Genomic DNA, 11,719 nt, shown 5'->3' with positions numbered 1-11,719 from the left:
TTTATATATTTGCCAAAAATTTAAACCATGTATAAAATACTAGCCAAGTTAAATAAATTGTTGTTACCAAGTTTTACTAAACGTGGACTAGACCCTATAAAAGCAAAAAAATGGCAAAAAGCTATAATTGCTTATCGTTATTGGGTAACGGTAAAATCTTTAGATTAGTCAATATACGTTTTGTTTCCGTTTTTATTGATGTAATATTTACCACCTTTAGGTCCAGTAAATACTTTTTTACCTTTATATTCTCCTGTTACTTTATCCTTTACCTTTTTTTCTGCAGCTTTGGAAGCAGCAGTTTCTTTTAACTCTTCTTTTTCTTCAGCAGCCGATTTTTTAACTTTTGCTTTTGTTTCAGTAGCTTTTGCTTTAGCATCTGTTTTAGCTTTAGCTTCAGTTTTATTTGCAGCAGCTTTAGCTTTACCTGCAGCAGAATGAGCTTCACCTTTTTCAGAAGCACTATTTGATTTTACATCTTTTTTAGCTTTAGAAACCTTTTCATCAGTTTCTTTTTTTGCTTTAGCAATTTCTTCTTTTCCTTCATTTACTTTTTTTGCATGATTTTTTTTTGCAGTAGCAACTTTCTTTTCATGCTCAGCCTTCTTTCTTTCTAATTCTTTTTTGTTCTTCTCTGCTTGCTCAGTTGTTACTTTCTTAGCTTCTTTAGTCGTTTTTGTTTCTTGTGCTAATGCACCTAGTGTAAACAAAAGAGACAAACCTAACAGTGCGACTTTTTTCATTATAGTTTTAAAATTAAATTAAACAATTTTATGAATTCTATTCACCGGAATAACAACTCCTTGTTTTAAAATTACACGGTTATCTGTTACTCCCCAAATAGTGGTTTCTACTAACTTTTTTGAAGAATCATCTTCAAAATAAATTTTAATCTTTAAATGTTCTAAATTTCCTAGAGCTAATGCTCTTTCCAAATCATTTTTTCTATCTAAAATATCTTCTTTTTCTTCTAGGACATCTTCTTTAGGGAAATTTAATGCTGTAATCGATTCTTTCTCGATTAATTCAAATGTTGTATCCATTGTTTTATTAGTTAGGTTAGCAACATAAAGTTATAAAAAAAACTAAATAAAAATTATTTTTTTATATTTTATTTATAAAACCTACTTTTTTTGGTTTTTGAACAAAACATATGCAAAAAAAAGAGACGCTATTACTAAAGTCTCTTTTTAATATTTATATTGATATTGAATGCATTAGAACTTCATTCCGAATCCAATTCCTATCAACCATGGATTAATGTCAACCTCAGCAGGAATACTTAAACCAGGTGCTAAATTTGAGGCATCAACCGTTACATCAGTTTTTAAGAACAAACGTTTTGCATCAACGTTGATAAAAAAGGTATCATCTAACATTAAATCGAAACCTAATTGTGCTGCATATCCTAATGCATTGTCATATTTTACATCAGCAACATCACCTGATTTTACATTGTAAAACAACGTATAGTTAACACCAGCTCCAATATATGGTTTGAAAACTTTTTTATCAGATGTGTAAAAATGGTATTGTGCTGTTAATGTTGGAGGTAATAACCAAACACTTCCTAAATTCACATCACCAGCAGCAGTATTTATGGCTTTAACATCATGTTTTGTAGTTCCTAAAATTAACTCTGCAGCAAAATGTTCTGTAAAGAAGTAAGTAAAATCCAATTCAGGAACAATCGTGTTTGAAATTGCAACATCACCACCAATAACTCCAATAGTAGCACTTTGATCTGGAGCAACTCCTAAAGCTCTCAAACGTACTTGCCATCTTTTAAATTCATTTGATTTAGATTCTTCTTTTGTTCCGTTATCTTGTGCATTTACAAAATTTACTGCCATTAAAGACATCGCCATAAAAGCATAAACTATTTTTCTAATTTTTTATTTAGTTTAAAATTATAAGCCAAAGATATCTAGTACTAAAGAGCTAAAAACTGATATAAATCATAGATTAAAAACTATTAATCTGTAATTATCTTTTTAAAATGCTATAATTTTCATTTACATTTGTGGTCCTTATGCAAAAGACAGTTAACATACTTAATAAAAGAGCTAAATTCGATTACGAAATTTTAGACAAATACACCGCTGGAATTGTTTTAACCGGAACTGAAATCAAATCGATTCGTTTAGGAAAAGCTTCTATTGCTGAAAGTTTTTGCGAGTTTCACGATGGCGAATTATTTGTGATCAATTCGCATATTGAAGAATACTTATACGGAACACATTACAATCATAAAGCAAAAAGCGAACGCAAATTGTTATTAAACAAAAGAGAATTAAAAAAACTAAATAAAGATTCTGATAACAAAGGATTGACTATAGTTCCGCTTCGTTTGTTTACTAATGAAAAAGGATTAGCAAAGCTTGATATTGCTTTATGTCGTGGTAAAAAGAATTACGATAAACGCGAATCGTTAAAAGAACAAGATACAAAACGCGATTTAGATCGAATCAAAAAAAGTTTCTAATCGTTCTGCTATGAAAGAAATTTTAAAACAAGCCCGAATTGAAAAAGGTCTTTCAACCAGAAAGTTAGCCGAACTATCAAAAACCGATCAAGCCTTAATTAGTAAGTTTGAAAATGGTTTTCGTATTCCTACCAAAAAACAAGTCCAAACGCTTGCTCAAATACTTGAAATCGATTTAAAACCATTATTAGTAGCTTGGTACAAAGTAAAATTAGATCATAATTTCGATTTAAATCCTTTTGCTATTCAAGCAATCACTGAAATTCTTCAAGAAAAAGGTATCGAAGTTGGCAACTCTTCTAAAGAAAAAGAAATTACTTCTATATTAGACGAATTGGAAATTTTGAAACAAAAATTAACAAATCTTCGCTAATTAGTTTTTGTTTTCTAACAACGGAACAAATCGAAAATCACCAAATTCATGCTTTTCAAATTGCGTTTCGTTTTTACGAATTAAAAGCGTCATGATTTGTTCTTTCTCGCCAACAGGAATTACAAGTCTACCTCCTATTTTCAATTGTGCCATTAAAGGTTGCGGAATAAACGGAGCACCCGCAGTTACAATAATACTATCAAAAGGAGCATAATCTGGTAAACCTTTATAACCATCTCCAAAAGACAAATACTTAGGGCGAATATTTAATTTTGGTAATAAATTCGAAGTTATTTTAAACAATTTATTTTGTCTTTCTACAGAATATACTTTAGCTCCCATCATACATAAAACAGCCGTTTGGTAACCGCTTCCAGTTCCAATTTCTAAAATTTTATGATCTTTTTCAACTTCTAACAATTGCGATTGAAAAGCTACCGTATAAGGTTGCGAAATAGTTTGCCCTGCTTCTATAGGAAAAGCTTTATCTTGATAGGCAAAATCTTCAAAACTCGAATCTAAAAACAAATGGCGCGGAATTTTACTAATGGCTGCCAATACATTTTTATCGGTAATTCCTTTGTCTTCTAACTGTTTTACAAGCTGATTTCTAAGTCCTTGATGCTTATTAGTATCTTTCATGTTTTTCTGAGGAACGAAACAATCTATTTCGAATATTATTTTTGGTAAAAATAGAAAACAAATTGGCAATTATCAATTAAGACTTAAGGAAAATTTATTTTATAAACAGACCAAGCAATTATCAATTAATTTCTATTTTTGTGAAAATACTTTTTTATGCTTAAAGTTGGAGTTTTAGGTGCTGGTCACCTTGGAAAAATACATTTGCGATTATTAAATCAATCAGAAAAATATGAATTAGTAGGCTTTTACGATGCTTTTAATGAAAATGCGAACAAAGTTGCTGCTGAATTTGGATATAAAAAATTTGACTCTATTGCTGAACTAATTGCTGCAGTTGATGTTGTAGATATTGTAACGCCAACCATGCAACACTTTGAATGTGCAAAACAAGTTATCGAAGCTGGTAAACATATTTTTATCGAAAAACCAATTTCAAATACAGTTGAAGAAGCAGAAGAAATTATTGCTTTAGCCAAGAAACACAACGTAAAAGGTCAAGTTGGACATGTCGAAAGATTTAATCCGGCGTTTACCGCTGTGAAAGATAAAATCAATAATCCTATGTTTATTGAAACGCATCGTTTGGCAGAATTCAATCCTCGTGGGACGGATGTTCCTGTGGTTTTGGATTTGATGATTCACGATATTGATGCCATTTTGAGCGTTGTAAAATCGAAAGTAAAATCGGTAAATGCTAGTGGTGTTGCCGTAATTTCTGATTCTCCAGATATTTCAAATGCTCGTATTGAATTTGAAAACGGTTGTGTAGCAAACATTACATCGAGTCGTATTTCAATGAAAAACATGAGAAAATCACGTTTCTTCCAGAAAGATGCTTACATCTCTGTAGACTATTTGGATAAAGTTTGTGAAGTTGTTCGCATGAAAGACGCACCCGAAGTTCCAGGTGATTTTGATATGATTTTACAAAATGCTGAAGGCGTAAAAAAACAAATCTATTTTGATAATCCTGGTGTTGAAGCAAACAATGCAATTTTAGATGAATTAGAAACATTTGCCGATGCTATCAATAATAATACAACGCCAATTGTAACTTTAGAAGACGGAACAGAAGCACTTCGTGTGGCTTATCATATTATTGATTGTATGAAAAAATAAACCCATGAAAATAGAAAAGAGTGATATTATTTCAATTTTAATAAATATAAGTATTTATATCATTATCATATCTTTACTATCAATTAATGAAAATATAAAAGATATAATATTTGTTGTAGGTTTTGCAACAATTATGTTTAGTTCATTATTAAGTCTATTTAAAATCAATTTAAAAAAGTTCAGATATTTCATTTGGATAAATTTGATTATGTTTCCATTAACTTATTTATATGATACTTACACTTATGATAAAGAAAATTTTATTAATCATTTAGTTATTTTTCTAATAATTATATTATTTTTTGGAATCAAATTTTTAAAAAACAAACCTAAAATAAAAACATGAACACAATCGCAGTAATCGGAGCAGGAACAATGGGTAACGGAATTGCTCATACTTTTGCTCAAAGCGGATTTACCGTAAAATTAATCGATATTTCAGAAAAATCATTAGAAAAAGGAATGGCAACTATTGCTGCTAACCTTGACCGAATGGTAGCTAAAGGAAGCATTTCTGAAGAAGACAAACACAAAACAATTGGAAACATCATAACTTATACTGACGTTAAAGATGGCGTTGTAGGATGTGATTTAGTTGTAGAAGCTGCTACTGAAAACGTACAATTGAAATTCAATATCTTCAAACAATTAAGTGAAGTTTGTGATCATAATGTAATTTTAGCAACAAACACTTCTTCAATTTCTATCACTCAAATTGCAGCTAATGTTGTTCATCCAGAAAGAGTAATCGGAATGCACTTCATGAATCCGGTGCCGATTATGAAATTAGTTGAAATCATTCGTGGTTACAATACTTCTGATGAAGTAACTAAAATCATAATGGATTTATCTGTTAAGTTAGGAAAAACCCCAACAGAAGTTAACGATTATCCAGGTTTCGTAGCTAATAGAATTTTAATGCCAATGATTAACGAAGCTATCGAAACGTTATACAACGGTGTTGGTGGTGTTTACGAAATCGATACGGTAATGAAATTAGGAATGGCACACCCAATGGGACCATTACAGTTAGCAGATTTCATCGGATTAGACGTTTGTTTATCTATCTTAAACGTTATGTACGACGGATTTAAAAATCCTAAATATGCTCCATGTCCGTTATTAGTAAACATGGTAATGGCTGGAAAATTAGGAGTGAAATCAGGAGAAGGTTTCTACGATTACTCAGAAAGTAAAAAAGCAGAAAAAATTGCAAAGCAATTTTTAAAGTAAACAGTCACAGTTTTCAGTCACAGCAAAATCTGATTACTGTGACTGAGACTGATAACTAAATAAATAATGGCCAAAATAAAACCTTTTAAAGCAGTACGACCGGTAGCCGATAAAGTTGCCTTAGTTACTTGTAGAACGTATGACGACTATAGTTCGGCTGAGCTTGCTGCTTGGCTAAATTTTAATCCGTATTCATTTTTGCATGTAATTCACCCTGCTTACGCTAATGCGCAAAAAATTTCATTAGAAAAACGTTTTAAAGCTGTTGCCAATAAATACCAAGATTTTAAGCACGACCAAATTCTTATTGAAGAAGAACGTCCTGTTTTTTACTTGTACGAAATTCAGTCAAAAGGACATACTTTTACTGGAATCATTGCAGGAACTTCGATAGATGATTACCAAAAAAATATCATCAAAAAGCACGAAGACACCTTACAATATCGAGTAGAATTGTTTAAGGATTATTTACATCAAACGAATTTTAATACCGAACCGGTTTTAATTACTTATCCTGATAGTATCGAAATTAACACCTTTATTTCGTTACGAAAAAAGAGCAAACCCGTTTACGAATATTCTACAACAAACAAGGAAAAACACACACTTTGGAAAATTGATACACAAAGTGAAATTGATTGGTTACAAGAACATTTTGAAAATATTCCTAATCTTTATATTGCCGATGGACATCATCGTTCGGCTTCGGCTGAATTGCTTTTTGAGCAAGACAAACATTTAGGAAACGCCAATCTACATTATTTTATGAGCTTTTTAATTGCTGAAAGTAATGTAAAAATATACGAGTTCAACCGATTGATTCGCGATTTGAATGGTTTAAACAAAGAAGAGTTTGTCAGAAAAATATCGGAAAATTTCATTATTAAGCCGAAAGACCAAGAAATGTGGAAACCTCAAAATAAATTTGAGTTTGGTATGTATCTCGATGGAAGTTTTTATGCCTTGTTTTACAAACATGAAAACCATGTTTCAACTTCTATTTTAGAAAATTTAGATGCTCAAATTTTGTACGATAAAGTATTGTCGCCATTACTTGGAATTGAAGATTTAAGAAACGACGAACGCATCGATTATATTCCCGGAAAACAAAGTGTTTCTGTAATTAAAGATTTAATTGATGAAGGCGAATATGAAGTTGGTTTTATGCTCTACCCTTCCGACATCAACGAAATAAAAGCATTAGCAGATAACGATTTAATTATGCCTCCAAAATCTACTTATATCGAACCGAAATTTAGAAGTGGTTTGCTGGTGTATGAGTTGTAATTGTGAGTAATAAATTAAAGAAACACAGATTAGAATAATTTTAAAAATTTTAATAATTTCTTAAATCAGTGTTCCAAAAAAATAAAAAAATGTCAATCTCAAAAAACCTTAATTCCATAAAATCCCAACTTCCCAATCACGTTACATTGGTAGCGGTTTCAAAAACCAAACCTGTTGCGGATTTAATGGAAGCATATGATGCAGGCCAACGCATTTTTGGAGAAAACAAAATCCAAGAAATGACCGATAAATGGGAAGTCATGCCAAAAGACATTGAATGGCACATGATTGGTCACGTGCAAACGAATAAAGTCAAATACATGGCGCCTTATGTGAGTTTGATTCATGGTGTGGATAGTTTGAAGTTGTTGTTGGAAATCAACAAACAAGCGGCTAAAAACTATCGTGTAATTGATTGTTTGCTACAAGTGTATATTGCAGAAGAAGAAAGTAAATTTGGTTTAGATGAAGAAGAATTAGAAGAGATTCTAAAACTAATTCAGAATGACAAGGACAATTTTAAAAACATCAGAATTGTTGGTTTAATGGGAATGGCAACCTTTACAGAAAATAAAAATCAAATAGAAAAAGAATTTAAACATTTAAAAGCTATTTTTGATAAGATAAACCAATCATCTTTTACTAATCATCCATTAACAATTCTTTCCATGGGCATGAGTGGCGATTATGAACTAGCAATTTCATGTGGAAGTACGATGGTTCGAATTGGAAGTAGTATATTTGGATCAAGATAATATATAAATAAGACTAATCACTATTCACTAATTACTAATCACATATTTGTACACAATACTCGACATAGAAACTACTGGAGGTCAATTCAACGAAGAAGGAATTACGGAAATCGCCATTTATAAATTTGATGGTCATGAAGTAGTTGATCAATTCATTAGTTTGGTCAATCCGGAAAAGCCGATACAACCTTTTGTTGTAAAATTAACTGGTATAAATAATGCCATGTTACGCAGTGCTCCAAAGTTTTATGAGATTGCCAAAAGAATTATTGAAATTACGGAAGGTTGTGTTATTGTAGCTCACAACGCATCTTTTGATTATCGCATTTTAAAAACCGAATTCCGACGTTTAGGTTACGATTTCAAGAAACAAACACTTTGTACTGTTGAATTAGCAAAAAAACTTATTCCTGAACAAGAATCGTATAGTTTAGGAAAATTAGTAAGAGCATTAGGAATTCCTATGGCAGATCGTCATAGAGCAAGCGGAGATGCTATGGCAACTGTGAAGTTGTTTAAAATGCTAATGGCTAAAGACGTTGAAAAAGAAATCGTAAAAAGCTTTATCAAAACCGAAATCAAATCAGGAATTTCACCTAAGTTATTGGATATTGTAGAAAGTTTACCTTCAAAAACGGGCATCTACTATATTCACAATGAAAAAGGTGATTTAATCTACATCGGAAAAAGTAAAAACATTAAAAAACGTGTTAATCAGCATTTTACTGGAACTTCGAGTAAAAGTAAAAAGATACAGCGAGATGTTTTTGCTGTTTCGGTTGAAGAAACTGGTAGCGAATTGATTGCGCTTTTAAAAGAAAGTGAAGAAATCAAAATCAACAAACCGATTTACAATAGAGCGCAACGAAAAAGTATTTTTCAATATGCTTTGTACATGCATAAAGATGCCAATGGTTATTTAGCATTACATGTTGAAAAAGCAGATGGTCGTAAAAAAGAAATTACTTCATTTACAACGCTTCAAGAAGGAAGAAATGCTTTGTTTAAGATTACTGAAAAATACAATTTGTGTCAAAAAATAAATGGTTTATTCAACACCAACAACGATTGTTTTCAATATAAAATAAAAGAATGCAACGGTGCTTGTATTGGCGAAGAATCTCCAGAAGAATACAACGACAGAGTCAATGAATTTCTTGAAGAAAATTCGTTTGAAAACAACAATATGGTTATCATCGATCGTGGTAGAAACTTTGATGAAAGAAGCGCTATATTAATTGAAAACGGAATTTATAAAGGCTACTGTTTTTATGATTTAAACTATCAGGTAAACAATATTGAAATCCTAAAAAACATCATTATTCCGATGCAACATAATCGTGATACAAAAACGATTATTCAAACCTATTTGCGTAAAAACAAAGTTTACAAAGTAATTAAATTTTAATTGCTTAATTTTGTTACTATGAGCGAAATTAAGTCGAAATACGAAGTTTTTAAGCAAAAAACACACATAATCATTTACGGAACAAATACGGTTGCTGGCCGACTTTTCGATTTGTTTTTATTGGGATTAATTGTCTTAAGTGTTCTTGTTGTAATGTTGGAAACCGTAAAAAGTTTTGACGCAAAATATCACTCCTATTTGGTTCTTTTAGAATGGATTATCACTATTTGTTTTACAATTGAATACATTCTAAGAATTATCACTATAAAAAAACCAATAAATTACATTTTGAGTTTTTATGGCATTATCGATTTAATTGCTGTTTTACCCATGTATTTATCCTTTTTTATATCAGGAACAAGTGTGTTTGCCGTTATTAGAGCATTACGATTATTGCGATTATTCAAAATAGTAAACCATCCACAATTCAATCATCATTCATTACATTTAAAAGAATCTTTAATTGCTAGCAAAGGAAAAATTCTGATATTCATGTATTTCATGTTTATTAGTACCATTATCATAGGTTCTGTAATGTATGTTATTGAAGGCGAAGAAAGCGGTTTTACTAGTATTCCAACTGGAATTTATTGGGCAATTGTAACATTAACAACTGTTGGTTATGGCGACATTTCTCCTGTAACTCCATTGGGTCAATTTTTAGCATCTTTTGTAATGATTATGGGTTACGGAATAATTGCTGTTCCTACCGGAATTGTTTCTGCAGAATTTGCTAAAAACAAACCTCAAATAAAAGAAAGCGAAACCAAAGTTTGTCAAAATTGCGGAAGTCACGAACATTATGCAAAAGCCAAATTTTGTCAAGATTGTGGACACAAATTATAAAATGAATTACTTAATAACTATCATAGGTCCTACTGCAATTGGAAAAACAGCCTTAAGTATTGCTTTAGCAAAACACTTTGGTTGCGATATTATTTCTTGTGATAGCCGACAATTTTTCAAAGAAATGAAAATTGGTACTGCTGTTCCAAGTGATGAAGAACTAGCTGCTGCAACACATCATTTTATTCAGAATAAATCGATTTTTGAATCGTATTCTGTTGGTGATTTTGAACAAGAAGCATTAGCCAAACTGGATGAATTATTTGAGAAAAATAACGTTCAAATTATGGTTGGTGGATCAGGATTATATGTAGATGCCGTTTTAAAAGGATTTGATGATTTTCCTGATATTGATGATTCAGTTAGAGAAGAAATTAATGCTAAATATGATGAACTAGGAATTTCCTATTTACAAGAACAATTACAAGAATTAGATTCGGAATATTTTAACAAACTTTCAAACGAAAACCCGCAGACTTTACAAAATCCGCAACGCATGAAACGCTTTGTAGAAGTTTGCCTGGGAACTGGAAAACCCTATTCGAGTTTCATTGGAAAACGAAAAAATGAAAGAAACTTTACTTCGATAGTGATTGGTTTAGAAGCAGATAGAGAAGTCATGTATGACAGAATCAATCAGCGAGTTGCTATTATGATCAATGAAGGACTTTTGGCTGAAGCTGAAGCACTTTATCCAAACAAAGATTTAAATGCATTACAAACGGTAGGTTACCGAGAATTATTCGATTATTTTGATGGAAAAACAACATTAGATTTCGCCATCGAACAAATCAAAATGAATACAAGACGTTTTGCTAAACGACAAATCACTTGGTTTAAAAGAACTGAAAATGTGAGTTGGTTTAATTATCAAGCTGATAGAAAAGAGATTATTCGATTTATTGAAAAAATAACGACTACTTAACGCAACCTTATAAGATTTTTCTCATCTTAGCTAAAAATTGAATAATGAAAAAGTTACTTTTACTATTGATTTTATCACCATTATTTATGGCTTTTCAATGTGAGACTGAAAACGAATGCTTTGCAGATATTACAAAAAAAGAAAAACCAAATTTAATTACAATTGAAAATCTTCAAACTAGTTATAATGTTGGAGATATAATTTGGTTTAATTCAACTTTAGAGAGAATCCAAAATTTTGAAAACCAGACTGAGACTATTGATTTATTCAGTTTCCCTCTAGACTATGGTTTTGGCATTCAATTTTATAAATCATCCATTTATAACCCCGAAATATTTCTTTGCTTAAATAATACTACTACAGAAATAACCTATGGTAGTCTAAATCAAACATTGGGTTGTAATTTATTTGTATATGAAAAAATTGGAAATGAATTAAAATGTAGGATTGGTGTTAAACTTTTAGAACCTGGAAACTATAAACTATCAATATATAATATTTCTACTTTTAGAGAAACTGGTTTAAATTGTGGAGATAAAGGATTAGATATTAATACAACATTTAGCAATAATAATCAACAAGAAATTAATTTTACAGTTCAATAATAAAGTTTAATTCTTAATTCTTAATTCTTAATTCTTAA

Annotated in this window: 16 protein-coding genes; 12 read left to right on the top strand and 4 right to left on the bottom strand. The window is 30.8% G+C overall.

Annotated features, from left to right (window positions below):
* The first annotated feature begins 27 nt into the window (after nucleotides 1–27).
* Nucleotides 28–168: an SsrA-binding protein gene (locus tag LOS89_RS04880; protein ID WP_231836721.1), complete on the top strand. Its 141-nt coding sequence runs from the start codon at nucleotides 28–30 to the stop codon at nucleotides 166–168.
* On the opposite strand, the gene LOS89_RS04875 is transcribed toward LOS89_RS04880, so the two are convergent.
* The 3 genes from LOS89_RS04875 to LOS89_RS04865 form a co-directional block, all read right to left on the bottom strand.
* Complete coding sequence (locus tag LOS89_RS04875) at nucleotides 165–743, bottom strand: hypothetical protein (protein WP_231836720.1); 579 nt, start codon at nucleotides 741–743, stop codon at nucleotides 165–167. The two genes, LOS89_RS04880 and LOS89_RS04875, sit on opposite strands and share 4 nt — an antisense overlap.
* 18 nt (nucleotides 744–761) lie before the next feature.
* Nucleotides 762–1,043: a hypothetical protein gene (locus tag LOS89_RS04870; protein WP_231836719.1), complete on the bottom strand. Its 282-nt coding sequence runs from the start codon at nucleotides 1,041–1,043 to the stop codon at nucleotides 762–764.
* A 174-nt stretch (nucleotides 1,044–1,217) separates the two neighbouring features.
* Complete coding sequence (locus LOS89_RS04865) at nucleotides 1,218–1,892, bottom strand: OmpW/AlkL family protein (protein WP_374107734.1); 675 nt, start codon at nucleotides 1,890–1,892, stop codon at nucleotides 1,218–1,220.
* Nucleotides 1,893–2,032: 140 nt separating this feature from the next.
* Between LOS89_RS04865 and smpB the strand changes: the two genes are divergently transcribed.
* A complete protein-coding gene (smpB, locus tag LOS89_RS04860) occupies nucleotides 2,033–2,485 on the top strand; it encodes an SsrA-binding protein SmpB (protein ID WP_231836717.1) in 453 nt (150 codons plus the stop codon).
* Nucleotides 2,486–2,495: 10 nt separating this feature from the next.
* Complete coding sequence (locus LOS89_RS04855; protein ID WP_231836716.1) at nucleotides 2,496–2,858, top strand: helix-turn-helix domain-containing protein; 363 nt, start codon at nucleotides 2,496–2,498, stop codon at nucleotides 2,856–2,858.
* Here the strand turns inward: LOS89_RS04855 and LOS89_RS04850 are convergent, their stop codons facing one another.
* Nucleotides 2,859–3,500: a protein-L-isoaspartate(D-aspartate) O-methyltransferase gene (locus tag LOS89_RS04850; RefSeq protein WP_231836715.1), complete on the bottom strand. Its 642-nt coding sequence runs from the start codon at nucleotides 3,498–3,500 to the stop codon at nucleotides 2,859–2,861.
* A gap of 156 nt (nucleotides 3,501–3,656) precedes the next feature.
* On the opposite strand from LOS89_RS04850, the gene LOS89_RS04845 reads away from it, so the two are divergent.
* The 9 genes from LOS89_RS04845 (at nucleotide 3,657) to LOS89_RS04805 (ending at nucleotide 11,681) form a co-directional block, all read left to right on the top strand.
* On the top strand, nucleotides 3,657–4,622 hold the full coding sequence (locus LOS89_RS04845; protein WP_231836714.1) for a Gfo/Idh/MocA family protein: 966 nt from the start codon (nucleotides 3,657–3,659) through the stop codon (nucleotides 4,620–4,622).
* A 4-nt stretch (nucleotides 4,623–4,626) separates the two neighbouring features.
* Complete coding sequence (locus LOS89_RS04840) at nucleotides 4,627–4,968, top strand: hypothetical protein (RefSeq protein WP_231836713.1); 342 nt, start codon at nucleotides 4,627–4,629, stop codon at nucleotides 4,966–4,968.
* Nucleotides 4,965–5,855, top strand: coding sequence for a 3-hydroxyacyl-CoA dehydrogenase family protein (locus LOS89_RS04835; protein ID WP_231836712.1), 891 nt, complete (start codon nucleotides 4,965–4,967; stop codon nucleotides 5,853–5,855). The genes LOS89_RS04840 and LOS89_RS04835 overlap by 4 nt, the downstream gene beginning before the upstream one ends.
* Nucleotides 5,856–5,921: 66 nt before the next feature.
* Nucleotides 5,922–7,142 carry a DUF1015 domain-containing protein gene (locus LOS89_RS04830; protein ID WP_231836711.1) on the top strand — a complete coding sequence of 407 codons (1,221 nt, stop codon included), beginning with the start codon at nucleotides 5,922–5,924 and terminating at the stop codon, nucleotides 7,140–7,142.
* Nucleotides 7,143–7,231: 89 nt separating this feature from the next.
* Nucleotides 7,232–7,897 (top strand): YggS family pyridoxal phosphate-dependent enzyme, encoded by a 666-nt coding sequence (locus LOS89_RS04825; RefSeq protein ID WP_231836710.1) that lies wholly within the window; start codon nucleotides 7,232–7,234, stop codon nucleotides 7,895–7,897.
* Nucleotides 7,898–7,943: 46 nt separating this feature from the next.
* On the top strand, nucleotides 7,944–9,305 hold the full coding sequence (locus LOS89_RS04820; RefSeq protein ID WP_231836709.1) for an exonuclease domain-containing protein: 1,362 nt from the start codon (nucleotides 7,944–7,946) through the stop codon (nucleotides 9,303–9,305).
* An 18-nt stretch (nucleotides 9,306–9,323) separates the two neighbouring features.
* Nucleotides 9,324–10,151, top strand: a complete 828-nt coding sequence (locus tag LOS89_RS04815) for an ion transporter (RefSeq protein WP_231836708.1) — start codon at nucleotides 9,324–9,326, stop codon at nucleotides 10,149–10,151.
* Between the two features lies 1 nt (nucleotide 10,152).
* Complete coding sequence (gene miaA, locus LOS89_RS04810; protein ID WP_231836707.1) at nucleotides 10,153–11,076, top strand: tRNA (adenosine(37)-N6)-dimethylallyltransferase MiaA; 924 nt, start codon at nucleotides 10,153–10,155, stop codon at nucleotides 11,074–11,076.
* Between the two features lie 44 nt (nucleotides 11,077–11,120).
* Nucleotides 11,121–11,681: a hypothetical protein gene (locus LOS89_RS04805; protein WP_231836706.1), complete on the top strand. Its 561-nt coding sequence runs from the start codon at nucleotides 11,121–11,123 to the stop codon at nucleotides 11,679–11,681.
* The last annotated feature ends 38 nt before the right edge of the window (nucleotides 11,682–11,719 follow it).

Source organism: Flavobacterium channae (assembly GCF_021172165.1).
GTDB classification, from domain to species: Bacteria; Bacteroidota; Bacteroidia; order Flavobacteriales; family Flavobacteriaceae; genus Flavobacterium; species Flavobacterium channae.
This window is presented reverse-complemented; position numbering and strand designations above follow the sequence as displayed.

Coding starts and splice junctions, on each gene's coding strand:
- LOS89_RS04880 (WP_231836721.1), top strand. CDS start 28: ATGTATAAAATACTAGCCAAGTTAAATAAATTGTTGTTACCAAGTTTT.
- LOS89_RS04875 (WP_231836720.1), bottom strand. CDS start 743: ATGAAAAAAGTCGCACTGTTAGGTTTGTCTCTTTTGTTTACACTAGGT.
- LOS89_RS04870 (WP_231836719.1), bottom strand. CDS start 1,043: ATGGATACAACATTTGAATTAATCGAGAAAGAATCGATTACAGCATTA.
- smpB (WP_231836717.1), top strand. CDS start 2,033: ATGCAAAAGACAGTTAACATACTTAATAAAAGAGCTAAATTCGATTAC.
- LOS89_RS04855 (WP_231836716.1), top strand. CDS start 2,496: ATGAAAGAAATTTTAAAACAAGCCCGAATTGAAAAAGGTCTTTCAACC.
- LOS89_RS04850 (WP_231836715.1), bottom strand. CDS start 3,500: ATGAAAGATACTAATAAGCATCAAGGACTTAGAAATCAGCTTGTAAAA.
- LOS89_RS04845 (WP_231836714.1), top strand. CDS start 3,657: ATGCTTAAAGTTGGAGTTTTAGGTGCTGGTCACCTTGGAAAAATACAT.
- LOS89_RS04840 (WP_231836713.1), top strand. CDS start 4,627: ATGAAAATAGAAAAGAGTGATATTATTTCAATTTTAATAAATATAAGT.
- LOS89_RS04835 (WP_231836712.1), top strand. CDS start 4,965: ATGAACACAATCGCAGTAATCGGAGCAGGAACAATGGGTAACGGAATT.
- LOS89_RS04830 (WP_231836711.1), top strand. CDS start 5,922: ATGGCCAAAATAAAACCTTTTAAAGCAGTACGACCGGTAGCCGATAAA.
- LOS89_RS04825 (WP_231836710.1), top strand. CDS start 7,232: ATGTCAATCTCAAAAAACCTTAATTCCATAAAATCCCAACTTCCCAAT.
- LOS89_RS04815 (WP_231836708.1), top strand. CDS start 9,324: ATGAGCGAAATTAAGTCGAAATACGAAGTTTTTAAGCAAAAAACACAC.
- miaA (WP_231836707.1), top strand. CDS start 10,153: ATGAATTACTTAATAACTATCATAGGTCCTACTGCAATTGGAAAAACA.
- LOS89_RS04805 (WP_231836706.1), top strand. CDS start 11,121: ATGAAAAAGTTACTTTTACTATTGATTTTATCACCATTATTTATGGCT.